Raw genomic sequence first — 26,166 nt, forward strand, 5'->3', positions numbered from 1 at the left:
AATGAGTCAACTTGTAAAAGGCTTTATCATTGCAGCAAGGCCAAAGACATTACCAGCGGGAGCTTCACCAGTAATACTAGCGACAGCACATGCCTTTTTTGACCAAGGCGAGATTAGCTGGATTATTTTTGTTATTACTCTGCTTTGTACATTACTTTTACAAATCTCATCAAATCTAATCAATGACTACTATGACACTCAGACTGGTGTTGATACGCAAGAGCGCCTCGGTCCAGAACGTGTCACAAACACCGGCCTAATAGAGCCGCAAACAGTTAAAAAATTCTTTATTGGAACGTTGGCCTTAGCATTTCTTCTCGGAATCTTTCTGATGAATGTTGGGGGTATGCCCATTGTTATTCTAGGTCTGGCCTCAATCGCTGGTGCATATCATTACACAGGAGGGCCATTTCCTCTGTCACACTATGGAATGGGAGAACTACTTGCTCTTATCTTCTTCGGAAATATTGCAGTTTGTGGAACTTACTACCTTCAGACTTCAACGATTAACGACGCAGTCATACTGCTAAGTCTTTTTCCTGGCCTTTTAAGTGCTGCTATCATGGCCATTAATAATGCACGTGATATTGAAAGTGATGCTATTGCAAAAAAGATGACTCTTGGTGTTCTACTGAATCGTGCACTCAAAAAGAAAGCGTCAAGCTGGCTTCCATTATTTTTTGTTGCTCAAGCCTTTTTCATTCTATGTGCCCACTCATACCTAGTTCTAAATCAAGGACAATCACTTGCTTTTATGATGGTGTTTCTAATTATAACTCTCATTTTTTTAAAGACATGGACTTTCTTAATTAAAAATGGGCCATCTCCAGCTTATAACGATAGTCTTGCTCGTACAGGTAAGTATCTATTTATTACATCACTTATCTATAGTGGAATCTTGTGGCTAAGCTAATTCTTAGACCTATATACAAAGAAGTTCACAATATGCGCTTAGCACTTAAGGCGCGAGCAAAAGAGTATAAGAAAATCGATTACTTTGAAGTTGAAGTATATATTGAAGAGGAAGTATTCACTTCTTATATTACTCAGTTTGCTTTCTTTTATGAAAACCAAGAACTTGAGCATGAGTACGAAATTGACTATCCTCTCGAGCAATTTCTAAATGGGAACTTATTTGAAGCACCTCTTATTGATGCCAAAGATATTCCAAATAACGTTATTCTTGCTTTTGAGTATGCCCTCATAAAATATTATCGTAAGAAAAACTTCAAGCAAGACAATCACGAAGATTACTTTAGTAAAAATAATAGCGTCAAAATCAATTTACTATTTCAGAAAGGATTAGACTTAAAGTTTGGCACCTCTGATATTTTAAAATATAAAATTTCGACTAACTCTAATACCCATGAAGTTATCACAGACCTTAATTCACTTGCAGCAAAAGGAGTTAAGTTACGTCTTGATGGCAATAGATCCCTTGATAGCTCAGTCTTAGAAAGTATTCTCTATAACCTCGATTCAAATACAATTGATGCCATCGAATATATTGAAGAACCATTTAGTGACCTTGGGCTTTGGGCCCAAAGTTTATGGAGTGATAAGATCACTCTAGCTCTTGATGAAAGCTTTGAATTTCAATTTAGGGACTCTATACCAGAGGAAGTAAGTCATTTAGTTCTAAAGTTTGGTGTCAACATAAGTGTCTTTGAATTCTTCCAGTTAAGACGTGATAAAAGAAATTGGCAAATTATCGTCACAAGTGGCTTTGAGTGTCCTAAATTATTTAACTTTATTATTCATCTTGCAGCTTTAGAAAATAATGCCGCAGGCCTTTCTACGTTCAACTTCTACGAAAATGGGTTAAAATTATTCAAAGAATTTCAACCTCAAAAGAGTTTGCTAATTGCAAGGCCTCTTTAATCTTTGTGTTGAAGATTATTAACAAATTTTAAGGAGAAGTTATGTTTAAAGTACTTGGTCTAACTGCATTGTTAGTTATGGGATCTTGTTCATCATTCAAAACTGGTGAGTCATGTGATCGCTCACAAAAGAGTTGTTGCGCTAAGAAAAAAAAAGACTGCAAAGACTCGAAAAAATGTGATGGAAAATCATGTGATCGCAAAGACAAGAAGGGCAAAAAGGCCCATAAGTCACACTCTTAATAATCGATTCTATCGATCATGTAATAGAGGGCCTGCACATTTTGCAGGCCTTTTTTTTATCCTAATTCGAGTTATAATATTTGCAGGAAAAAGGAGTTTTTCATGAAAAAAATTATCTCTCTACTTGCCCTGTCTACACTAGTTTTATTTAGCGCCTCGTGCTCTTCGAACTCAACTCGTGATGTCGCTTCTGAGCGAAAAGACTGTAAGGAAACATCAGTTCCTGACTACGAACAATATTACGAGAATTACGAAGACTGCAATAAGCTTTAAAAAACAGCAAAGGCAAAATTATATTGTAAGTAATTCACACTTAACACAATTCTGTTTTTACAGTTTGTCACTTAATTGATACATCTCTCTTATTAAATCGCCAATTTATATGTCATTTTGATAAGAGAGAGTAGACAATGTTTAAAAAATCCCTACTAGTTTCACTATTACTACTTAGTAGTATTACTGCCCAAGCTTACGACTTCAATGTTCGTGCCTTCATGGTTTTAGACCTAATGACACTTGAGAAGATCGGTGGCAACAGCACTCGTGCTGAAATGGGTTATGGTACTGCTGATATTAAAGTTTACTTTAACCACGAGCAGTGGAGTGCAAAGTTCAAACTTGATATTGATGCAACTGAAGAAGCTGGGACAACTGTTGATCTAATGGAAGAGGCCCTACTTACTTACCGTTTCAATAGTAATTGGAAACTAACAGGTGGTAAGGGTAAAGTTCCTTTCTATACAATGCACTTTGGTATCACTGAAAGAAACCTAATGGACGGTGGATACCTTACGCAAACATACTCTGGGATGAGAGCTGGATACTTTAAAAGAAAGTATCTTCTAACTCTACGCTACGGTGGATGGAGACAAGGTCAAATTCACGATGTGACTTTCTTTGGTTCAAACCAACAAGTAAGACGTGACAGAGACAATCAATCAATTCCATACCTTGGTGGAGATCCGACGTCTGAGCTTTCTTATGATACAGAAAGAACTTTTAACACAAACTTTCAAAGAGGTTTTGCTTATAAAGGTCGCTATATCCCTTCTCAAAATCATGAGATCATCGTAGGTGCTTTCACTTACTGGCGCGATATCGATCCAGAAGCAGATCACGGTTATTCTGTAGCATACCAATATGAAAATAATAGCTGGGCATTTTGGACAGAAGGTCTTTTTGGTTACTTCTCAAAGCATCCAAACGATCGCTACGCAACTCTTAAGCAAGAGACTTACAATGCTCAAGCTGGCTTCCTTTATAAGATCGATGACAAGTGGGCCGCGGGGATTAACGCTGAGTACTCATTTGTTTACGATCTAGCACACGATGCTTCAGACTACCCTACGGGAACTGATGGGTTTGGACAGTCGAGATATAACGATGGAAATGTAAGTAGAACAACGATCTACAAACTTGATATCGGTGCTCAGTACAAGCTATCAAAGAAAGTACAACTTAATGGTGGTTTCCTTGTTGAGCGCCAACTAAGAGAAGAAACAAATACATCAACAGATGGTAACGCGGACGAGACGAACGGATACGCAATTAACTTCTCACTAAGTACTTGGCTTTAGGCCCAGTACTTAGAGCTTAAAAGTTTTACTTATTTAAGTTATCTTAACTAACAATCAATACGATACATCTCCTAAAATGAATTAATTTAGGAGGTGTTTCGTGGCCATCGAACAATTTATCATAATTTTATTTATTGGTGCTATCTCAGGCTGGCTGGCCGGAAGTCTCTATCGCGGAGAAACCTTTGGCCTTGTGGGCAATATCATCGTGGGTATCATGGGCTCCTTCGTAGGAAGCTTCACATTCCATCTGGTTGGCTTTGCAGGCTATGGCCTTATTGGAAGTATCGTTATTTCCACCATCGGCGCTATCGTCTTTCTAGCGACTCTCCAGCTTTTGCAAAAACTATGAACAAAAGTTAATGCGAACAAGGTAATTATCTGTAGACTAATCGCAGGCCTGTGACTAAAATACGCCACATGGGCCTAATGTTTATATTTCCAGTATCAAAAGAAGAAAAAGATCGTATCACAATCAATGAAGAGGGTTTAACTCTTAAAACCTATGGACTACCAATGGTTTTCTGGGGCTATCTTCTAGCAGCGGCAACAGTTGTCTTTGCAATGTTCATTGGTGTTAAAGGTCCAATGGTTAAGCTTTACAACACAGGTGATAGTATCAATCAGGCACTTGTAATTGCAGTTGCGGCCACTCTATTTCTAATCCCATTTATTACGCTATGTTTTTATATGTATGAGAAATTCATCGTTAAGCAAGATGATAAGCTTGTACTAAAGCATAGACTGTTCTTTATTCCAATTTATAAGAAGACTTATAAACTAGAATCAAAGGATGCCTTTTCAATCGATCACTTTATGGACTCTCCAAATGTGGCAAAAATGAAGCAAGATCCTACAATGCGTGGATTTGAAAACAAAGGTTACTTCCAGCTTTTTGCAAAGCTTGAAGATGGAAAGTATATTTTTGTTGATCGCTCAAATAGAAAAGCAGACCTGAAAAAGATTCAGGCCCTGCTGTCGGAATTTTAATTTTTAATCGTCTTTAGAATTTTTATCGTCTTCTTCTTTGTAGTTTTGACGAATTGTTTTAGGACGGCGTCCGCCACCTAGGCGCTTTTCTTTAGAGTTGTCGCGTCCATCACGCTCCCAGTGGTTTTTCCATTCCTCTTTCTTAGAGTTCTTTTCTTCCCACTTAGCTTGACGCTCAGTCATTACTTTCTCAACTTCATCTTTCTTTCTAACTTTAAAGTTTCCAGATTGCTTAAGCTTTGAAAGTTTATCATTAACAACTTTTTTATTCTTAGCTTCGCGCTTTGCCTCAACACCAGCTTTAGAGTGTCCAGACATATCCACAGTAACTTCACCATTTACGATTGTCTGACATGACATACGCTCTTTAGTGATGTGAAAAACATTACCGATAAGCTTTTTTTCAACTTCTGTTGGTTCATTAAGATTATCTGCACCGGCCATTACACGAACGATACAATCTGTACAAGTTCCGTGTCCGCCACAACTAGAGTTAACATAAACTCCATTCTTTTTTAGATGCTCTAATAGAGACATCTCATCATCAACATAGATTGTCTCATTTGATGGAGTAAGAGTAACTTTGAACATTTTAAGCCTTCATTATTTTTATTGAGTTAGATAAAGAAGGATTAAACCGTCTTCTTAATCTTATTCTCAATGGTTTCTAAAATTTTTCCTTTAAGAGGCTTTAGCATAAAAGATAGGTCAAGATCAACCAGACAGTAAGATTCTTCAAACTTTAGCTTCAATTCAAAGCCTTTTCCTTTAGCTTGCATGGAAAAATTACCATCATCAGTCGTCACATCAGCTTTTACATTGAATTTTGCGACGTATTCAGGTGTTACGGCCTGCTTACCTAGATTGTAGGCTTCTTCTTGAGATGAAGCTTGGCTATAGTTTACTTTTAAACTCATTACAATAATCCTTATTTTACTACTTTGTCCCTGTTGAGCCGAAACCTCCAGCTCCTCTTTCAGTATCAGATAACTCATCCACGGCCGAAATTCTGGCCTGCCAAACCGGGGCCATAACCATCTGAGCAATTCGCTCACCATGCTTAATGATGAAATCCTCTTTTCCAAAATTTCCAAGAATGATCTTAACTTCTCCGCGGTAATCACAATCGATTGTCCCAGGTGAGTTAACAACAAGTAGGTCAGTCTTAAATGATAGTCCCGAACGTGGCCTAATTTGAACTTCATACCCGTGAGGGATCTCAAAACTAAGTCCTGTTGGAACTAAGACACGAGCACCTGGAGCAATCACAAGGCTATCTTTGTTCTCAAGATGAGCACGAAGATCCGCACCTGCAGCTCCAGTTGTTTCATATTGTGGAAGATCGAAGCTAGAGTCGTAATGCTCTAGCTTCTTTACTTTTAAATCAACTACTCTATCGATCATAAAAATCCTGATCTAACTAACTAGTCTTTTTTCTCACCACGAGGCTTTCTGTCACCTCTTGGCTTTCTGTCATCACGACGAGGGCGACGATCACCTCTATCACCATCTCTTGATTCACGTGGCTCGCGCTTTGGTGCATCTTTTTGAGCTTCTGCTTCAGTTTTACCATCACGACGAGTTAGTGCTTCAACAGCTTTGATTGAAAGCTTTGCACGTCCCATTTTATCAATTTCAAGAACCTTGATCTTAACTTCTTGACCTTCTTCTAGGTAGTCAGCTGCATCAGTGATTCTATCTTCAGCGATTTCAGAGATGTGAACAAGTCCACCAACACCAGCAGCGATATCAACAAATGCACCGTAGTCTTTAAGAGAAGCAACTTTTGCTTCGTAAACTTTACCAACTTCTGGTCCATTAAGTTGTAGGCCAACAAGTGCCATACACTCATCAATCATCTCTTGATTAGTTGAGATGAATTTAGTTGTTCCATCTTCATCAATCTCGATAGTAAGTTCGAAATCTTCTTGAAGCTTCTTAATATTCTTCCCACCAGGACCAATAAGGCCACCGATTTGGTCTTGCTTAATTTGCATAGACTTCATTACAGGAACACCCTCTTTAAGAGTCTTTCTTTCAACAGAAATAGTCTTTGCCATCTCTTCTAGGATGTGAAGACGTCCTTCTCTTGCTTGTGCCATTGCACTTTCAACGATCTCTTTAGTAAGACCTGTAATTTTGATATCCATTTGAATTGCAGTAATACCTTCAGTAGTACCAGCAACTTTAAAGTCCATATCACCTAGGTGATCTTCGTCACCAAGGATATCTGTAAGAATCTTGAATCTTTCACCATCAGTTACTAGACCCATAGCGATCCCTGCAACAGGAGCAGTTAGAGGAACACCAGCATCCATAAGTGCCATTGAACCTGAACATACAGAACCCATTGAAGAAGAACCGTTAGACTCTAAAACCTCACATACAAGACGAGTTGTATATGGGAAGTCTGTTGGGATAACTGCTTTAAGAGCACGCTCAGCTAGGTTTCCGTGACCTTGCTCACGACGTCCAACACCACGTACACCACGTGCCTCACCTACTGAATATGGAGGGAAGTTATAGTGTAGATAGAATTGATCTTCTGAAGTACCAATAATACGGTCACTCATTTGAGCACCTTTGCTACCACCTAGAGTAACAGCGGCCATAACCTGAGTCTCTCCACGTGTGAATAGAGATGATCCGTGTGGAACTTTAAGTACATCAATCTCAGTTTCGATTTCACGTACTTCAGCAAGTCCACGACCAGCAATACGCTTATCTTCATTTAAGATATCTCCACGAAGCATTTCATACATTAGTTCATCTACACCTTTGTATGCTTCTTTTCCGAATGCATCGTTTTCAGTTAGACCAAAAGCTTCTGGTGCGTCTGCCATTGCAGCTTTAACTTGAGCCTCAATAGCTTTAACAGCTTTTTGTCTTTCTAGCTTATCAGTAATCTTAAGCGCCTCACGAGCTGTTGCTGTGTAGTCTGCTCTGATTTTTTCAAGCATAGTATTGTTTGCAGCTGCTGATACGAATTCACGTTTAGCTCTACCAACTTCTTTTTGAATATCTTTAAGGAATGCAACAAAGCCTTCGATTTCTTTTTGACCAAAAAAGATTGCATCTAGAACATCTTGCTCAGGAGCGACTTTCGCTTCCCCTTCAACCATAAGGATTGCATTGTCACTTGCTGCAACAACGATTTCCATATCAGACTCTGCCCACTTGTCATGGTCAGGGTTGATAACAAATTCACCACCGATACGACCAACTTTACAAGTACCAATTGGACCTTCAAATGGGATATCAGAAATAGTTAGAGCTGCTGATGCACCAAGTGCAGCAAGAACCTCTGGGTCACCTTCTGGTGAGTAAGAGATTACAGTTGCAGAAATAACTGTATCAAACATATATCCGTGTGGGAAAAGAGGTCTTAGTGGCCTATCAATTAGACGAGCATTTAAAGTCTCACCAACTGAAGGACGACCTTCTCTTTTTAAGAATCCACCAAGGAACTTCCCTGCTGAATAGAATTTTTCTGTGTATTCAACTAGAAGTGGGAAAAAGTCTTGTCCGTCTTTTACTTCTGTTGCAGATGTAGCAGTAACTAGAACTTGTGTACCACCACTAGATACGATAACTGATGCGTCAGCTTGTTTTGCCATACGACCAGTTTCAATTGTAACTTCCTTACCACCAAAGTTGTAAGTAAACTCTCGTTTGTTGTTTAACATAAATAACTCCATTTATATTTTTGAATGTCTATATTTAGAAATGTGTTAGTTGGAATGTATGTGAGAAGAAATCCAAAGAATATGAAAATCTAAAACCACTGAGATCAGCGTGTTTTTAAATTTTAATATCCCTTAAATCTCAAACTCTCCTCTTAACCATTTCCGTACTAAAATTTTAACTGCTTAAATAAAAAAAAGGAAGCATAAAGCTTCCTTTCTTTTGCCTTGATATATAAAGCTTACTTTCTTAGACCAAGTTTCTTAATTAGTGCTTTGTAGTTTTCTTCGTTGTTTGTAGCAACATACTTAAGAAGACGACGACGACGTCCAATCATCTTAAGAAGACCACGGTTTGAAGAATAGTCGTGAATGTGTGCACCAAAGTGTGTCTTAAGGTTGTTGATTCTTGTTGTAAGAATTGCAACTTGAACCGCTGCACAACCACTGTCTTTTTCACCTGCACCAAATTCTTTACCAAATTCTGCTACGATGCTTGCTGTTTCTGCATTTGAAATCATATTTTTCTCCTAAAACTTACCCAAAACCGAGCAAGGAAGTTATTTTCCAGGCCAAGAAAGGGGCGCTATAATTTTGAGCATACTAACGTATTATTTCACTCATGTAAACCTTTAAATTCTCGAGCAAACGGGCCTCAATTTGGCGAATTCGCTCACGAGAAACCCCATAATCATCTGCGATGGCCTGTAGAGAGCGCGGAGCATCATTTAGAAGCCTTTCGCGAAAGATTTCCTGGTCACGAGGCTTTAGGCCTTGGATAAAATGATCCAGATTATCTTGTAATAATTTCAAGGATTGTTGGAACTCGATATCTTCGGCAAAATCACCAGAATCAGGCAGTAGGTCTCCCATGGTCGAAGACGACTCTCCAACCGGAGTATCAATACTAACTTCAGAGCCACCTTCACCCAGGCGCATATCCATCAGGGCCACGGCCTTTTCACTAACATCAAGGTTCTGGGCAATAGTCTTATGATCAGGCTTAATCCCTTGGGCCTCGAGACGCTCTTTTTCACGCATCAGGTTATAAAACAACTTCTTTTGTTCATTTGTTGAACCAAGTTTAACTAACTTAAAGTTATCGAGAATAAATTTTAGAATGTAAGATTTAATCCACCAAGAAGCATAATATGAAAGCTTTGCGCCTTTATCTGGTTCAAATAATGAGACGGCCTTCATAAGGCCAATATTCCCTTCTTGAATCAAATCCATCACATTGGCGTGAGCACTTCGGTACTCCATAGCGATTTTGACAACTAGGCGAAGATTAGAAACAACGAGTTTCTTTGCCAAATCAATATCACCTGATTCACGAAATTGCTTAACCAGCAGCTTCTCTTGTTCAGGAGAAAGTAGCTCATAACGTGAGATATCTTTTAGATATTGGTTTAATTTATTATCTAGTTTTGAAGGAACAGGAAGATTTGAGGCCAGGGCCGGAAGAGTCTCTTGAATGAGCTCAACTTCTTCATCTATCGTAAGTTTTTTAGGACTGATATCAACATACTCGAGATCATCCTCGATTACTTCGACATCATTATCAAAAAGATCAGAATCCTCAACTGATGGGAGAACCTCAACATCATAATTAGGATCTGACTGATTGTTATTCTTATTATTGTTATTAATTTTTGCCATTAAGGCTATTTATCATTTTTTGGCTTCCGAGGCCATAGAATCGATATTATTTAGAGTTTCTAAAGACTTAATTTCACTTAAATCTCTACTTGATAGATCAGATACAATTCTTTTATTTCGTATTGCAACAAGAGCAAATGGTGCAATTCTAATATTTACGCCAATCTTTAGTTGTCTATTATCTTCACCCTTTGGTAGCTCAATCATATCAATTATATCAAATTGTCTAAAAAGCTCATCTGTTATTATTTGCGTTAAATCAGCATTTACTGAAAACTGCATCAGCGTATCTTTAATATCCTTGTAATCATTTTCGACATAAAGGGCCAAACGCTCCTTTAACTTCTTGATCGACTTATCATCGTTTCCAACATGAGCGATTTTGTATTGCTCATAAATCCATTTGATATCAGTACGAGGAATATTAATATCAAAATGTAGGCCTAACATATTATTGATGTCACTTGCCTTATCAAACTCTCCATGCAGAACATTGAAATTAATCTGAGGAAAGCTTTTATGATAAACAAAGTAGTTATTTACTTCTTTATCAACTTGCATAACTAGGGCCTCTTCGTAAGAGAGCTTTTTAGAATTTGATTTCAGATAATCTGATGCCCAAAAATCCCATAGGCCATCATTTGACAATGAAATATAGTCCTTAATTGTTTTTGAATCATGAGTCCATACATTAAAATCAGGTATGCGAGTAACAAGGGCCAAGAACTGACCAATTAAGCGCGGCCTCTCTTCTTTAAACTCATCAAGAGCACTCACCAACTCAGGACTAACTTCTGTCGAATATTTAGGAGAAGAGAAACGAAATTTTTCACAATACGCTAGTTTGAAATCAAAATTTAAATTGGCAGAACCAACTGGTCGGATGATTCCATTTTGAATTTTTGTGATTTCTTTTGGACGACAAATTTGATTGCGACAAAGCGCCCCTTTTTTGTCAGACAATTTATCATCATAGCTATAAGTATCTAGGCCACTTAATTCACGGATGATAAAACTCATAACAGCGGAAGAAGAAAGAAATTTTGAAAGCTCTCTAGGATACTCAACTTGACCTCCCCAAGAGCATGCGTGTGAAAAAATCCCTGTCGTATAATAAAGTTCATTAACAAGAATTTCATTTTCACTTTGTAGCTTATTAAGTTTATCTGTAAATAATTTCTTTCTTTGATCTATTGGCAAGAATATTTCGCCTTCGTCTTTGAAGTAATTATCGAAATGATACTTTATAAGACGATGTCCCATTAAAGTTATATTTTGCGAACACTTTGAGATGAGAGATCTTACTAAATTATCATATTGCTCGCTATCAAATTGAAGTTTCTTGGCATAAGTCGCTATTGCATGCATCGAATACGTCATCATCTTATACTGAAGAGTTGCCATGATAGTGCGATAAAACTCGTCTCTTTCAAGGCCATTTTTAAAGTATAATTTTGCGCTATTTTCACGACAAAAATAATCAAGTTTCTCATCTTCAAGATAAAATTTTCTATAATCATTTAAGAGATCAAAGTTTTCTTTTGAATTTTTAACGCGAGATTGTTCGATTGATTTACTCAGATTATCAAAAATCATATCCCCTTGTTTGTTTAAAACAAGGCTATCGGCAGCTTGTGAATAAAGAGACAGCAGACCAAATAAGCTCACAAAAACAATGCGCATATAATTTAAGAATTTTGCGAAAACATCCATGTAAAATCCATTTAAAGTTTCCCTTAAGTTATCGGAATTATTCCCGAAAGGTTTAATAGGAAATTTAAAAGAATTAAAATATGAAAATAATTTCACTAAAGGCCATTCTTATACTCATTAGCTTATCATTACTAAGTGAAATGATTCGTGCCCAATCGTATTCTTCGATTATTTCCAGACAAGCAAAAAGAGAACTTGATCCTCCATACAATATTTATCATGAGATTGAGGCCGCCTACTTTAACGAAGGCCTACAACTTGATGATCGTAAAGACTTTCTCGATCAATTACGCGTGGCCAAGTCACTTTTAATAGACGGCCATTCCAACGATGCCATATTGGTATTAGAAAAGTTACTTGCAAAGACTAATAGTTATAAGAAAGAACTCCTTATTAAACGCTTCCTTGTTCTAGCATACTTTTCAGATGCTAGAGCAAAGGAGACAAGAGATACGCTTGCCTCTCTTCAAGATAATGCATCATGGTTTTATCAAAACTGTACACTAAGAATGGTTAGTGCCCTTTCTATGCCAAAGGAAATGGATTCAAAGGTTGAAGAAATATACAATAATTGCATTATTAGAGTACATAATAAAAACCCTTATCAAGATAATACATGGCTTAACTTGGTTTTAGAAAAACGCTTGAAAGGATATGTGAGATCAACACAAATACGAGATCTCATGGCCAGCAATAACTTAGATATCATTAAGACAGTTCTAAGATATGGAATCTTTTTTAAAGAACATGAGAGAGTGTTAAAGCATTATGGAAAAATCCCTGTTGATTTCTATGCTGATCCAATGCTTAGAACTTTAGTTGCAGTAAACCTTTATAATGCAGGAAAATATGATCAGGCTTTAAAACTTGCGCAATCAATAGATAATACGAATACAAACAAGATTAAAGGCCATATGGAAGTTCATAAAGGTGACATTAAAACGGCCTATTCACACTATATCTCTAACTTGATTTTAAAACCTGAATCAATTGTGAATAACAAGTTATTACTAGCTGCCGCATGGCTTAGTGGTAACTTTAGAAACGCAAGGGTTGCCCTATCAAAGATACCCGTATCAGACTCTTTATCGAGAGAGAAAGAGTTATTGAGAATAAATATTCTTATTAAAGAAGGTAAATTTAAGGAGGCCGTCTATCTGATGAATAATCTTGATATTCGTTACAACAAAAGACTTCCTTATGAAGCAGCTATTTTAAGTACATATTTAAAACTGTTAAATAACGATCAAAATTGGGTACAATTGAGTGATAAATCGTGTCTGAATAAGAATATCATCAGTTGTTGGTTACACATGCAATCGAAGCTTTGGAATAACTTTACAACTGAAGTCATAAGAAAAGACCAAAAAATGGAATCTAAAACAATACAGGACCGACTTGAGGCGATGATAGCACCTGTCTCAGATAAGAAATTCGAAGAGCCTGTCTTAATTTATCAAAAAGATATTTACGAGCTTGATCTAGCTCAGTACCCAAAACTTGGGCACTGATAAAAATCTTTTCTTAAAAAGAATAGCGATAGCCAATATTTAATACCGCTCCACTCATATCAACATCACTATCATTTCCACCACCAGAAATTGAATATGAATGGGCCAGATAATCAAATTCCGCAAAAATGAAACTAGCACGATTTAGCCAGTAATCGGCCTTAGCTCCAAAATAGAAACCAATCCCACTATCAACATCAAATCCATCATCAGCATTAGCAAGATTATACTTAGCACCGGCGCGTGCAAAAAGATCTAATTTATCTAGATTAATTACTTTTAGACCAAACTCCCCGATAAAATTAGTTAGAGTTGCACTTACGATACTTGAACTAGCACTAAGTACGATAGGCTCCTCATCAATTGACAGTTGTCCGCTAAGATAGAAAATATGGCCGAATTGATAATCAAGACCTAAATTCATTTGATAAAAACGTTCGATATTATTTGAAAAAGCAGAGGTTTCAAAATTTTCATTTAATAGTCTAAATTTTGCAAATGGCCTAAAACTTCCATTACCAATCAACGCTAAACTTAGCTCAATACCACGCTTACTCAGTTCAAAATCACCAGAACCATAACCGTAAGTATAACCTTGGTTAACGAGTGAAAGGCCAATGATATTTGAAGAAAATCTTTCTGCCGTAGTCATTTTCTTTCCACTTACATTTTTATAACTGGCCAATAAGAGATTTGACTTTAAAAGATTATTTAATTGATTTTGCTTCTCAATTGACTCATGAGTATTGTTGACCACAACAAAGCCACGATTTGGATCAAGAGTCAGATTTTTAGGTGCAATAAAGTTTCCATTTGAACCATTAATGCGGCCAATTTCACGGGCCTCATATACTCGGTATTCTTCGTTAAAAGTGGCATCTTTTTCAGGTGGAATATAAATTCCAGAAACTAAATCAATAAGGCCACCTGCCTTTGGCGCGTATCTTCTTTGATTAGCAGAGTACTGCCCGCGGTATGAACTAATTTGTTCTGCAGGCTTCATTAAGTTAGAAACTAAAGGATATGGTGCAATATTAAAATCATCACTATCAGTATCTTCAGAATAAACTGTCATATCAAGAAGTCTATTACTGTATAATCTTGATAATTGCAGAGGATTGATTTTTACAGGCATAGACACTGGTCTAGAATCGTGAAAAGTAGCACTATACTGTCCTCTAGCAACAGTTGAGACGTCCTTTAAGTTATCCCCAAAGAGGACTTCATTAATTTCCATGCTAAAGTTTTGGAGTTCATTATTTGTGCGAAACTTAAACTTGATCTTTTGCTCTTTAACGCTTCTTCTAAAAACAAGTCTTTCACCTGCACTAAATTTATGAGAACGATTAACTCTTTTCATATTGGCCTTACCTGTAAAAGTAAGAGCACCTGTTACGTTATTATAGATATTGTAGAGGATAAGAGAGTCAGAGTTTTCAAGTCCTACAAGTGCGCTATTAGTGCGCACAAAGACGCGATCAAATCGCCCCTCTCTTACTTTTCGCTGCTTTTTTGCCATGATTCTAACAAGGCCTGCATGAAGCGAAATAAAGTCACCTTCTGTCGCATTAATTAGTTCAATAGTAACCTTCGAATTTGGCCCTATAAAAATAGTATCACCGCGATCATTAACAAGGCGGGCATATGAATTATCTTCAGTAATGATAAGAGTGTCTTGAGAAAGTCCTATCTCTTGGGAAATTTTTGTTGCGTCAATTTGGCGTGAGCCATTCTTGCTAACGAGTGAAATATCACCACGTCCAGAATTTAACTTTATCGCTGCAAAGGTTTGAATTGAAAAGATTAACGATAAAACGAAGAGGGTACTTTTTGAAAGCATGAATATTCCTAAATTGACTTAAATTCTTATATCTAAAGATACTTCAATTTTACTTGAAAGTAATTTTAGGTCAATAAGCAATATAGATTACTCGTTAGTTATCTTCTTTAAACTCAATCCCATCAAAAAGATAAACAATGGACTTATCTTCAACGATAGTAGTGATTGAGACAGGTCTCTTCCAAACCTTGTAGATATTGGCCATTGTATCCTGGGCCTGCCCAACGTCAAGGTCTACTCCCTGGTGTACATGACGAAGAAGAAGCTCACCACGATTCTTATAATTTGCCGATTCCACTTCAATAATTGGTGTACCAAAATTTGTTAATTGATTAAGAAGCTTTGACTTAATTTCTTTGAAGTCACGCGTTTCAATTTCATTGCGTCCTGTACGCGAGTTATACTTATACGTAAAAAGCTGCATACGATTACAGAATTCTTCAGTAAAGAACTCATCAATGAAAGTAATATCATTATGAGTGCGTCTTACTTCGAAGATTTTCTCACGTCCCATATTTGTTTCAATATGCCAATTTTCTTTTTTATGAAGGTCTGTGCAATCTTGATACTCTTTTCCAAATTTTCCAGTATCCCAACGGTATTCAATGTCACGCATAAGCTCAATGCCGATTTTATATGGATTAATATTTTGCTTACTCATGGCCATTACACCAGAATGAATATCAGCAAAGTCGATAATTTCAGAACTATTTAAGGCCTTCTTAGTAAGAATCTTAGAGTGCCAGTAAGATGCCCACCCCTCATTCATAATTTTAGTCATTCTCTGTGGAAGAAAGTAATAAGCTTCCTCTCTTAGAATTCCAATGATATCCGCTTGCCAGTCTTCAATTGGAGCGTGATCAATTAGAAATTTCATAATATCACGTGTTCCACGAATTTCTTCATCAAGAAGCTCTAGTGGTGTTTTCTTAACTTCCACCTTATCGCTATCAAGGCCTGAGCGCGCCATTTTAGAATTCATAAATGACTTAAGAACTTGCGAGCGGTCATCCTTAAATTCAAATTCATCATCAGCAGATGTTCTTTGCTTCTCTTCACTTTGGAAAAGCACATTAACATCAAGTAGGTTTTCAAATGATAAGACTGTATCAATAAATTCTTCGACACGGTCTTGGCCATATTTATCCATATAACGACGAACTTTCGTTCCATGATTGGCCATAACATCCATCATGCGACGATCTGTTCCTCTAAACCAAGCATTATTCTTAAAGAAGTCAGCATGCCCATAAACGTGGGCCATAACAAGTTTCTGATCAACATAGCGATTAGAGCTTAAAAGATATGCATAGCAAGGGTCAGTATTGATTACAAGTTCGTATATTTTTTGAAAACCATAACGGTTTCCTTTAGCAAGACGATCATACTCGAGCCCGAATCTCCAGTGCGGGTAGCGAGAAGGAAAACCTCCATTTGCTGCTAAAATACAAACTGTATCGTAGTCACAAACTTCAAAAACAACAGGATAGAAATCAAGGCCATATTCTACTGCATAGCTATGAACCTCATCTCTTAATCTTGCAAGTTCTCCACTTAGTGGTTTAGTTCTTTCCATACTACTTATTACTGGAGTCACGCCTTACTTACCTTTTCCTAGAAAGTCTTTAATTGAATCTAGGATTGCTTCTTTATTTTTAATTTTACTCAAAATAACATCTTCGTGTTTTTCACCGAATTCTTTGGCGAGGTCCTTATAAAACTGACCTGAACCATAACGAGACTCTACTTGTCCGTAGAAGAATGCATTTGAGTTTGGAATAATTGAATTCTTTAAAATATCAAGACAAACCTTAGTGTCCTCTGCAGACCAGTTATCACCATCCGAAAAATGGAAAGGATAAATATTCCACTCATCTGAATTATAATCGCTAGCAATCATATCCTTACAAAGTTTAAGTGCCGATGAAATAAGAGTCCCACCACTTTCACGAGTTCTAAAGAATGTTTCTTCATCAACTTCTTTTGCCGTTGCATCATGAATGATATAGCGAATTTCAATATCTTTATACTGCGACTTAAGCCAGAGATTGATCCAAAAAGATTCAGTGCGAACAATTTCTTTTTGTTCATCCCCCATTGATCCTGAAACATCCATCATGTAGATTACAACTGCAGAGTTTTCAAATTCTATCTTTGAATCACTTGCGCGGTAGCGCATATCACTTTTGATTGGAACAACGACAGGATTCTTTGGATCATATGTCCCCATTGCGATTTGTCGCTTTAGGGCCTCTTTAAAAGATCTCTTGTAGTGCTTAAGTGAATCTGGTCCAACTGTACCGATACTTGTGTAGCGATCAACAGTTGACTGCATATTCTTCTTACCTTTAGGCTCGATCTTAGGAAGTGCTAGCTCATTTCCAAGAATTGAAGCAAGCTCATCTAAGCTCATTTCAACATCGAGGGCCTTATCACCTTCCTGCTCACCAGCTTCACCTGGCTCCCCTTGACCTTCTTGCGGTTCACCTTGTCCATCGACTGGATCACCTGGCTGGCCATCACCCTGTCCTGTTCCTCCTTGGCTTTTATCACCAAAGCGAAATTGAGGAGTGTTGATTGAAGGCATTGGTACTTTAAATTGCCCATTGCCCTTTGGAATTGGCATCTCACCGCCAGCAATATACTTTCTTAGATTATCACGCACCTTTCCTTTAATAATTTTTCGAAAACGTGCGTGGTCTCTTTTAATCGGGTGATCCATTAACTCTCCAGTTGTGGAGGTGCTAAGTCCTAAGACTTAGCACTGTCTCCTTTTGCAAATATACTAGCGACGTAATTAAGAGCGTCAGTTGCTGAAATTTCACAGTAACCATAGTTCTTAATTAGACGAGACTTGATAACATCAATCTTCTCTTGTGTTTCTTTATCAACAACATTAGAGATGATTGTTGTAAGTTTAATCGCATCTTTTTGATCTTCAAAAAGCTTAAGCTCAAGTGCACGATGTAGTCTTTCATTCATTTTGTAATCGAATTGTTTACCTTCGATTGCAAGAGCACCGATGTAGTTCATGATCTCACGTCTGAAGTCATCCTTGCGAGATTCAGCAATGTCGATCTTCTCTTCAATGCTTCTCATGAAACGCTCATCCGCTTCTTCAAGTTTACCTGTGTACTTGTTGCGAACCTTCTCTTTTTGAGTGTAGGCCTTAACGTTATCAATATAATTTGCACATAGAGTCTCAATTGCAGTTTCATCAAGAGAGATAGCTTTTTGAACATCATTTTTAACAATGTCTGTATACTCTTGGCGAACGATTGCTAGCATCTCACGATACTTATCTACTGCCTCTGGATTATTTGCCATAGAATTTTTAAGTCCAGACTCAAGTTCGTTGAAAACCATAAATGGGTTTAGTGAACCAGTGTGTCCATACTTAACAAGAGCGTTAGAAATTTTATCTTGGATATAACGAGGAGAAATACCTTCTAAACCTTCTCTTACCGCTTCTTTACGAAGCTCTTTTACGTTGTCTTCATTATACCCAGTAAGAGTCTTACCGTTATAAAGCTTAAGTTTTTGAACAAGAGTAAGGTCTGCTTTCTTTGGCTCTTCCATTCTTGTTAAAACTGCCCACATTGCTGCCATATCTAAAGTATGTGGAGCGATGTGAACATGAGGGATTTTTTCAGCATTAAAATCACGCTGATAAATTCTCACTTCATTATCAAGACGAGTAATATAAGGAATATCAATTTTTACAGTACGGTCACGTAGAGCTTCCATAAATTCGTTATTTTGGAGCTTTCTAAATTCAGGCTCATTTGTGTGACCAAGAATGACAAGGTCAATATCTGTTTGAGCAAATTTCTTTGGCTTAATTGACTGTTCCTGAGACGCTCCTAGTAAGTCATAAAGGAAAGCAACATCAAGCTTTAACATTTCGATGAATTCGATAATACCACGGTTCGCGATATTGAATTCCCCATCGAAGTTAAAGGCGCGAGGATCTGAATCAGATCCGTATTGAGCGATTTTTCTATAGTTGATATCACCTGTTAGTTCAGTTGAATCTTGGTTTTTCTCATCTTTAGGTTGGAAAGTACCAATACCTAGACGATCCTTTTCAGAAAGAATAAGTCTCTTAACACGGATGTGATTTTCCATAACTTTCATGAAGTCACCGTCATATTTAATCATGTACTCATTTAAGATATAACGGTCAGCAGGACAAACTTCTCCGCGAATTTTAATTTTTTGTTCTTTATTACCCTTATTCATTGCTTCAATGAATTCTTTTCTTACTTCATGTGGAATTAGCTTTAATGGGTCTTCATGCATTGGAGATGGAAAAACTTTTTGACCACCAAGAATGTCTGATTCTTCTTCGTCATACCATTCGAAAGTATAAAGAGCTCCCTCATCTGTTCTTGAGTAGTGTTCAAGACCTTTTTTAAGATTTCTTGCAATTGATGATTTAGCAGAACCTACTGGACCGTGAAGTAGTAATACCCTTTTTTCAGTTCCGTAACCAAGAGCAGCGGCCTTGAAAAAGTTTACTAATTTCATTAAGTGTACATCAATCCCAAAAACGGCATCTTTACCATTTCCAATTGGATCATCAAAGAAGTGATATCTAGTAATTTCTTTTTTATATTCTAGGTATGTGCTCGTTCCAAAAGTCATGATCATATCAAAAATTCTTTGGAATGAATTGCGTGCGATTCGAGGATCTTCAGATACAAGATCTACATATTCTTGAAAACTTCCTGTCCAGTGTAAGTGAGCAAAGTCTTCAACTTTGTAGTTCTCACTCATAAAGTCTTTCATATTCATTTTAGTCATATTTTCTCCATCCATGATTTGCATTCTCTGCAAGCTAAATTCCTAAATATATTATAACGTGAAAAACTAAGTAAGATCAAAGGTAAGTATAAAAAAAATATGTAGTGACTTTTTGACACCGTAAAACAATCAAGTAATCACTAAATTTACTAGGCAAATTCTTGGCAAAATTGAAGTCAAACAAAAGCATTTGACTAAAATCTGTATCCATTTGAAAATATAAGAATTACAGATTAAGAATTGTTGAGGGATTACAAGGGTGAACATGGAAATTATTTGTGCCGGCGTATCAGATATTGGCCGCAAGAGAGAAACCAATCAGGACTCTATTTACGTTGGAAATTCAAGTAAACTCTATATTGTAGCAGATGGCATGGGTGGACACTCTGGAGGTGAACTCGCTTCTACAATGGCAATTAAATATATTGCAGAGAAAGTTAAAGAACTAAAAGCTGCCAGCACTGATATCTCAGAAGTACTTAAAGATTCTGTTCACTTTGCAAATGAAAAAATCAAAAACTATGCGGATGAAGAACCATCGCTAAAAGGAATGGGAACAACTGTTGTTGGAATTCTTTTTGGAAAAGATAAAGCAAGTATTGCAAATGTTGGAGACTCTCGTGCTTATGTCATTACTCAAGGTCAAATTTTTCAACTAACAAAAGATCATTCAGTTATTCAAGAAAAAATAAATTTTGGAATTTATACCCGCGATCAAGCAGCAAATGATCCGAATAAGAATTACTTGTCTCGAACGGTTGGTTTTGAATCAGGAATTGAAGTCGACCTTTATGATTACAAACCTAGTAAAGGTGATATTTTTCTACTCTGCTCTGACGGACTTCATGGAAAGCTAAGCGATGAAGATATTCTTTTCATCATTAATGACATGATCAAAAAGAACGACGATCTAAGTCATCAGCTCATTCACGACTGTGCACAGACACTTGTTAGACAGGCCAACGAACACGGTGGTCAGGACAATATATCTGTAATCTTAGCTGTAGTTAATTAATCTTAACTTTCACTACTTGAGAGAAATATTTCGTCTCAATGTGTCATAGATTAATGTCTTGCAAACTGTTATCAAGAAACCTACAATAAACATCAGAAATTATTGAAAATTCAAGGAAGTAATTTTGAGTCGTTTTTACACAATTATGGTAATTCCTGAAAAAGAAAAAGGAGTTAAGTCATTTCGCATACCGCGCGTGATCTTCAACTCTGTATTATTCTTCATAGTTATCATTGTAGCAGTTATTGGAATTCTCACTTTTGACTATATAAAGATCCTTAAGCAGGTATACGAAAATCGTCACTTGAGTATTGAAAACCGTCAGCTTAAAGAGCAAATCCAGCTCTTTAATATGAAGCTCAATACTTTAACCGATGATATTGAACGTATTCAAAAAATCGAAAGTAAATTAAGAGTCATCTCTGGTTTTAAAGATTTTGATCTGACAAAGCCTGTAATGCAGAACTCTGATGAACAAGAGGCCCAAGAAGGTGATCACGGCCATAATCATTCGGCACCATCAAATCCATCTCGTAACCCACAATCTGTTCTCATTCCGCAAAGAGACCAGGAGTTAATGGACAAAGTTAAGTCGGAACTAAAGGAACTCAAAACAGTTGAGGAATTTAGTGACATCAATGATCTGTATGAAAGAAAGATCGCTACTAATTTTGGTCTAACTTCTGGTTATAGCTTCACAAAGGAATGGAGTAGCTTAATTAAACAAAGTTTTAAGTTAGCTGAAAACTTCGCGTTTTTTGATTATCGATATTCAATTCTACGCAAGATTTCAGGTGACTTAGAGATTCGTGTTAATGAGCTCGATCAATTCTTACTTGATCGCGAATCTTTTTTAAGATCAACGCCAACTCTACTTCCGGCCCGAGGCTGGATAACTTCGTACTACGGTCCACGTATGAGTCACTACTCAAAACGTGTAAAGATGCACGAAGGCCTAGACGTCGGTGCACCAATTGGAACAATCATCTTAGCGCCAGCGGATGGTATCGTTAAAGTATCAAAGAAAAATTACGGTTTTGGAAACCACGTTGAAATAGATCATGGATACGGTATAACTACAGTTTACGGACATAATTCAGAAAACATCGTTGTAAAAGGCCAAAAGGTCAAACGGGGGCAACCAATTGCAAAAGTTGGAAACTCCGGTTTATCGACAGGCCCCCACTTACACTACGAAATTCGTGTAAATGGAACGCCGGTGGACCCTCTCTATTATGTACTGGATTAATTAGGAGAAATTTAAATGTTTAATCCGCTTAAGTCTTTTTTTGGCACGAAACACGATCGTGACATCAAGAAAATCATGCCAATTGTTAATGAAATCAACTCACTTGAAGCACAGATGGAAAAGCTTAGTGATGAGGAACTAAAGGCCCAAACGACTAAGTTTAAGCAACGCCTAAGTGAAGGAGCAACTCTTGAACAACTTCTTCCTGAAGCATTTGCGACAGTAAGAGAAGCTGCAAAGCGTGTTCTTGGTATGCGTCCATACGATGTTCAGATCATTGGTGGTATTGTTCTTTTTAAAGGGATTATTGCGGAGATGAAAACAGGGGAAGGTAAGACTCTTACTGCGACTCTGCCTCTTTATCTAAAAGCTCTTGAAGGAAAAGGTGCTCACCTTGTAACAGTAAACGACTACCTTGCTAGCCGTGATGCTAAAGAGATGGGTGTTCTTTATAACTGGCTTGGATTAACTACTGGTTGCATCATTGCAGACATGGAAGATGAAGAGCGCCAAGCGGCTTACGCTTCAGACATTACATACGGAACAAATAACGAATTTGCTTTCGATTATCTAAGAGACAATATGAAATTCTCACTTGAAGAATATGTTCAAAGAGATTTTCACTACTGTATCGTGGATGAGGTTGACTCGATTCTAATCGATGAGGCCAGAACTCCCCTATTAATTTCAGGTCCAAGTGAAGGTGACTCAACACTTTATGGTGTTGCAAATAAAGTTATTCCACAGCTTACTGTCGAAAAACATTTCACGATTGATGAAAAATCGATGTCTGCTGTTTTCACAGAAGAAGGGATTTTAAAAGTACAAGAGCTAATGAAAGTTGATAATCTTTACGATATCGAAAACTCAGCTCTGCTTCACCACTTAAATCAGGCCCTTCGTGCTCACCACTTATTTAAAAGAGATGCTAATTACATCATTAAAGATGGTGAAGTCATTATCGTTGATGAATTCACAGGGCGTCTTAAAACAGGTTCTCGTTGGTCAGATGGACTTCACCAAGCGATCGAGGCGAAAGAAGGCGTAGAGATTAAGCAAGAAAACCAAACTCTTGCATCAATCACTTTCCAAAACTACTTCAAAATGTACTCAAACCTAGCAGGTATGACAGGTACAGCGGATACGGAAGCGGAAGAATTTAAAAAGATCTATGATCTCGATGTAATTGTTATTCCTACAAATCTTCCAATTGCTCGTGTTGATGAAGCTGATGTTATCTATAAGAATAAGCAAGCAAAGTATAGAGCAATTATTAAGCTTCTAAGAGAATTAAATGAGAAAGGACAACCGGTTCTAGTTGGAACAATTACAGTTGATTCTTCTAACCTACTTTCTCAAGAACTTGAAAAAGCTGGTATTCCACACAATGTACTAAATGCTAAGCAACACGGTAGAGAAGCGGCCATCATTGAAAATGCTGGTCAAAAAGGTGCCGTTACTATTGCAACAAATATGGCAGGTCGTGGTACCGACATTAAAATTAATGACGAAGTGAAGGCCCTTGGCGGTCTATATATCCTTTGTACAGAAAGACACGAGTCACGTCGAATTGACAACCAACTTCGTGGTCGTTCTGGACGTCAAGGAGACCCAGGACGTTCAAAATTCTTCCTATCGCTTGAAGATGATTTAATGAGAATTTTCGGAAGTGATCGTATCGCAAAGGTTATGAACACTCTTGGGATGGAAGAGGATGAGCCTATTGAGCACAAGATGATCACTAATGCGATTGCTAAAGCTCAAAAGAAAGTTGAAACTCATAACTTTGAAATCAGAAAGCACCTTCTTGACTTTGATAACGTTATGAATGAACAACGTCGTGTTATCTACCGTATCCGTCGTGACATCCTTTCAGATGAAGACAACCTTGGATTCGTAAAAGAGATGACAGAAGATGTTGCAGATAACTTATATGAAAATTATCGCCCGCAAAAGAAAGTTCCATTAGAAGACCTTCCTTGGGAAGATATGAAGTCTGGCTTTAGTGCAACTTTTAACACTGAATATGAAGTAAGCGCTGTAGAATGTTCAGAAAAATTTGAAGGAAATGTTAGTAAGTACTTTGAAGAAAGAGCTAAGGAAATCCTAGAAAGCAAATTAGCTGGATACGATGATAGACAAGTAACTCTAGCTCTTAGAGAAATTCTACTATCAACTTTTGATCAACACTGGAAGGATCACTTAAGAAATATGGATCACCTTAAAGAAGGGATCAATCTTAAGGCCTACGCACAAAAAGACCCTCTTACAGAATATAAGAGAGAAGCATTTAACCTTTTTGAACAAATGCGTGTTGATGTAAAAGCAAGTGTTGTACGCAACATGTTTACTGTTCGTCTTTACACTCAAGAAGAAATTGAGGAACTAAGACGTGAGCAAGAAGAAGCACTACAAAGACAATTAGAACTTCTAAAAGCACAAAGAATTGCTGAAGAAGAAGGTCTAGATGAGCCTGTACAACAACAAGCTCCACGCTCTCGTGGCCAAGTTAAAGTTGGAAGAAACGATGCTTGTCCATGTGGTTCTGGAAAGAAATTTAAACACTGTCACGGATCATAATTAATATGTCAGATGGCGATAACAAAAACGATTTAACACGTATTGAAGACTTGTCAGAGTTTCTTCATCAAGGTGATGATGAACTCGACAAGCTTCTTGCTGATCTCGATGAGTCAGATGATGGCCAATCAAATGAACAGGAAGATGAACAAGAAGATGAGGCGGAAATCGAGTTAGCGCCATTTGAGTATTCTAATAATTCAAATGACTCCGAAAACGAGTTTGAGGATGAAGCCGAAAATTACGAAAACTTCTCAGAAGAAGAATCGTATGACGAAGCCGATTACGCGTTTGACGGGCCAGAGCTTGAAGATGAAGAAAGTGGCCAAGAAAGTGATGAAGAGCAAAGCTTTGACAACTTTGACAACTTTGACAATTTTGAAGAGTCTGACAACTTCGACGAGGTCGACGACTTTGAAGAGTCTGATGACTTAGATAGTGTTGAAGAAGAGCAAAGTGACGATGAAGATTCAAGCTTTGAAAACTTCCCGAATTCTCAAGAAGATCAAAAAGAAGACCAAGAAGCAGACGAAGAAGCTGAAATCGAGCTCTCACCTCTTGAAGAAGACCAACCAGAATACGAAGCTGAGAGTGAAGTTGAACAAGAAGAGTTTGTAGCACCACAAATTGAGTCCTATGAACAAGTTGAAACACCTCTTACGGCGACTCCTGAAACAGTCGCACCTGAAATAAGGCCGGCCCAAGACTTTAGAGAAGTTAGAGATTTTGCGGCCAATTCAACATATGGAAAGGTAGCGATTGGAGGCAATCCTCCATTTTCAATTCTTATGCAAGGAATAGTTCCTGGAGAATACGACGAGAGTATTCTTGCTATTTTGAATGAGCACGGACTCTTAGGTGACAATGAAGAACTTTATCGAACAAGCTTAGAGAGTGGACAACTTCTCATCGCCCAAATTGGTGAGTTTAGTGCAATTTACTTAGCAGGAAAATTACGTCGCTTTTGTCGTGTGATAAAACTAGGTCTTGCTCATGAAATTCATGCTAGTCCAAACTATGACCATAGCGATCAAAGAGGATTAACAGGGCCACGCTCAATTAATCAGAATCAGACGAAGCACTTTATAAGAAATGACAGGGATTTTACGCAAGAAGATGTCTTATTAAGCTCTTCACACTTCGTCCCGGGATATTTGATAACACATAGCCTTGGACCAATGCAAATCAATGAAGTTATTGATGGCAATGAGTTTAATGACATTAAATCCATTAACCTAATTGAATATTTCAGCGAATTGTTTAGGGAAAGTGCGTTTAAAAAGGGTGCTAATGCAATTATCTCAATTCACTTTACAGTTAATCACCAACGCAGTGATTCGACATCAAATAATATCATTATCATGGCCCATGGGGACTATGTCGTTCTAGAAGAGAACAAAGCATAGCTAAATAGACAATT

The 26,166-nt window shown here is 37.4% G+C and carries 23 protein-coding genes; 12 read left to right on the plus strand and 11 right to left on the minus strand.

All coding sequences use genetic code 11. From position 1 onward, the window contains the following. The first annotated feature begins 1 nt into the window (after position 1). From menA to ACMAYL_RS01965, 7 genes are all read left to right on the plus strand, one after another. Positions 2–913 carry a 1,4-dihydroxy-2-naphthoate octaprenyltransferase gene (gene menA, locus ACMAYL_RS01935; RefSeq protein ID WP_412470659.1) on the plus strand — a complete coding sequence of 304 codons (912 nt, stop codon included), beginning with the start codon at positions 2–4 and terminating at the stop codon, positions 911–913. Further along, a complete protein-coding gene (locus ACMAYL_RS01940) occupies positions 901–1,881 on the plus strand; it encodes a hypothetical protein (protein ID WP_412470660.1) in 981 nt (326 codons plus the stop codon). Before menA ends, ACMAYL_RS01940 begins: the two co-directional genes overlap by 13 nt. A gap of 41 nt (positions 1,882–1,922) precedes the next feature. Beyond that, the gene (locus tag ACMAYL_RS01945; protein ID WP_103217298.1) at positions 1,923–2,123 is read left to right on the plus strand and encodes a hypothetical protein; all 201 of its coding nucleotides are present in this window, start codon (positions 1,923–1,925) and stop codon (positions 2,121–2,123) included. 102 nt (positions 2,124–2,225) lie between these two features. Further along, complete coding sequence (locus ACMAYL_RS01950) at positions 2,226–2,396, plus strand: hypothetical protein (protein WP_158246822.1); 171 nt, start codon at positions 2,226–2,228, stop codon at positions 2,394–2,396. A 137-nt stretch (positions 2,397–2,533) separates the two neighbouring features. Then, a complete protein-coding gene (locus tag ACMAYL_RS01955; RefSeq protein WP_412469587.1) occupies positions 2,534–3,700 on the plus strand; it encodes a hypothetical protein in 1,167 nt (388 codons plus the stop codon). 100 nt (positions 3,701–3,800) lie between these two features. Further along, positions 3,801–4,052, plus strand: coding sequence for a GlsB/YeaQ/YmgE family stress response membrane protein (locus ACMAYL_RS01960; protein WP_103217300.1), 252 nt, complete (start codon positions 3,801–3,803; stop codon positions 4,050–4,052). A gap of 77 nt (positions 4,053–4,129) precedes the next feature. Continuing rightward, entirely contained in the window at positions 4,130–4,690 is a 561-nt protein-coding gene (locus tag ACMAYL_RS01965; RefSeq protein ID WP_103217301.1) for a hypothetical protein, read from the plus strand. Positions 4,691–4,693: 3 nt separating this feature from the next. Here ACMAYL_RS01965 and ACMAYL_RS01970 read toward each other — a convergent pair whose 3' ends face one another. From ACMAYL_RS01970 to ACMAYL_RS02000, 7 genes are all read right to left on the minus strand, one after another. Further along, positions 4,694–5,281, minus strand: a complete 588-nt coding sequence (locus ACMAYL_RS01970) for a 2Fe-2S iron-sulfur cluster-binding protein (protein ID WP_103217302.1) — start codon at positions 5,279–5,281, stop codon at positions 4,694–4,696. A gap of 41 nt (positions 5,282–5,322) precedes the next feature. Then, positions 5,323–5,607: a polyhydroxyalkanoic acid system family protein gene (locus tag ACMAYL_RS01975; protein WP_103217303.1), complete on the minus strand. Its 285-nt coding sequence runs from the start codon at positions 5,605–5,607 to the stop codon at positions 5,323–5,325. Between the two features lie 19 nt (positions 5,608–5,626). Then, positions 5,627–6,094: a dUTP diphosphatase gene (gene dut / locus ACMAYL_RS01980; RefSeq protein WP_103217304.1), complete on the minus strand. Its 468-nt coding sequence runs from the start codon at positions 6,092–6,094 to the stop codon at positions 5,627–5,629. 20 nt (positions 6,095–6,114) lie between these two features. Beyond that, positions 6,115–8,376 carry a polyribonucleotide nucleotidyltransferase gene (gene pnp / locus ACMAYL_RS01985; RefSeq protein ID WP_103217305.1) on the minus strand — a complete coding sequence of 754 codons (2,262 nt, stop codon included), beginning with the start codon at positions 8,374–8,376 and terminating at the stop codon, positions 6,115–6,117. Between the two features lie 239 nt (positions 8,377–8,615). Then, positions 8,616–8,894 (minus strand): 30S ribosomal protein S15, encoded by a 279-nt coding sequence (rpsO, locus tag ACMAYL_RS01990; RefSeq protein ID WP_103217306.1) that lies wholly within the window; start codon positions 8,892–8,894, stop codon positions 8,616–8,618. 82 nt (positions 8,895–8,976) lie between these two features. Beyond that, positions 8,977–10,032 (minus strand): RNA polymerase factor sigma-32, encoded by a 1,056-nt coding sequence (locus tag ACMAYL_RS01995; protein WP_392991847.1) that lies wholly within the window; start codon positions 10,030–10,032, stop codon positions 8,977–8,979. A 12-nt stretch (positions 10,033–10,044) separates the two neighbouring features. Continuing rightward, positions 10,045–11,745, minus strand: a complete 1,701-nt coding sequence (locus tag ACMAYL_RS02000) for a hypothetical protein (protein WP_412462642.1) — start codon at positions 11,743–11,745, stop codon at positions 10,045–10,047. 80 nt (positions 11,746–11,825) lie between these two features. Here ACMAYL_RS02000 and ACMAYL_RS02005 point away from each other — a divergent pair, with 80 nt between their 5' ends. Beyond that, positions 11,826–13,256 carry a hypothetical protein gene (locus tag ACMAYL_RS02005; protein ID WP_103217309.1) on the plus strand — a complete coding sequence of 477 codons (1,431 nt, stop codon included), beginning with the start codon at positions 11,826–11,828 and terminating at the stop codon, positions 13,254–13,256. A 13-nt stretch (positions 13,257–13,269) separates the two neighbouring features. On the opposite strand, the gene ACMAYL_RS02010 is transcribed toward ACMAYL_RS02005, so the two are convergent. From ACMAYL_RS02010 to ACMAYL_RS02025, 4 genes are all read right to left on the minus strand, one after another. Continuing rightward, entirely contained in the window at positions 13,270–15,096 is a 1,827-nt protein-coding gene (locus ACMAYL_RS02010) for a hypothetical protein (protein WP_412470661.1), read from the minus strand. 94 nt (positions 15,097–15,190) lie between these two features. Then, the gene (locus ACMAYL_RS02015) at positions 15,191–16,672 is read right to left on the minus strand and encodes a SpoVR family protein (RefSeq protein ID WP_103217311.1); all 1,482 of its coding nucleotides are present in this window, start codon (positions 16,670–16,672) and stop codon (positions 15,191–15,193) included. Positions 16,673–16,696: 24 nt separating this feature from the next. Continuing rightward, the gene (locus tag ACMAYL_RS02020; RefSeq protein ID WP_103217312.1) at positions 16,697–17,818 is read right to left on the minus strand and encodes a DUF444 family protein; all 1,122 of its coding nucleotides are present in this window, start codon (positions 17,816–17,818) and stop codon (positions 16,697–16,699) included. Positions 17,819–17,847: 29 nt separating this feature from the next. After that, on the minus strand, positions 17,848–19,902 hold the full coding sequence (locus ACMAYL_RS02025) for a PrkA family serine protein kinase (protein WP_103217572.1): 2,055 nt from the start codon (positions 19,900–19,902) through the stop codon (positions 17,848–17,850). 265 nt (positions 19,903–20,167) lie between these two features. Between ACMAYL_RS02025 and ACMAYL_RS02030 the strand changes: the two genes are divergently transcribed. From ACMAYL_RS02030 to ACMAYL_RS02045, 4 genes are all read left to right on the plus strand, one after another. After that, positions 20,168–20,917 (plus strand): Stp1/IreP family PP2C-type Ser/Thr phosphatase, encoded by a 750-nt coding sequence (locus ACMAYL_RS02030; RefSeq protein WP_103217313.1) that lies wholly within the window; start codon positions 20,168–20,170, stop codon positions 20,915–20,917. 124 nt (positions 20,918–21,041) lie between these two features. Further along, positions 21,042–22,166 carry a M23 family metallopeptidase gene (locus tag ACMAYL_RS02035; RefSeq protein WP_146037805.1) on the plus strand — a complete coding sequence of 375 codons (1,125 nt, stop codon included), beginning with the start codon at positions 21,042–21,044 and terminating at the stop codon, positions 22,164–22,166. 15 nt (positions 22,167–22,181) lie between these two features. Then, positions 22,182–24,746 carry a preprotein translocase subunit SecA gene (gene secA / locus ACMAYL_RS02040; protein ID WP_103217315.1) on the plus strand — a complete coding sequence of 855 codons (2,565 nt, stop codon included), beginning with the start codon at positions 22,182–22,184 and terminating at the stop codon, positions 24,744–24,746. Positions 24,747–24,751: 5 nt separating this feature from the next. Further along, on the plus strand, positions 24,752–26,152 hold the full coding sequence (locus ACMAYL_RS02045; protein ID WP_412470662.1) for a hypothetical protein: 1,401 nt from the start codon (positions 24,752–24,754) through the stop codon (positions 26,150–26,152). The last annotated feature ends 14 nt before the right edge of the window (positions 26,153–26,166 follow it).

Source organism: Halobacteriovorax sp. RT-2-4 (genome assembly GCF_047085445.1).
In the GTDB taxonomy this organism is placed as follows: Bacteria; Bdellovibrionota; Bacteriovoracia; order Bacteriovoracales; family Bacteriovoracaceae; genus Halobacteriovorax_A.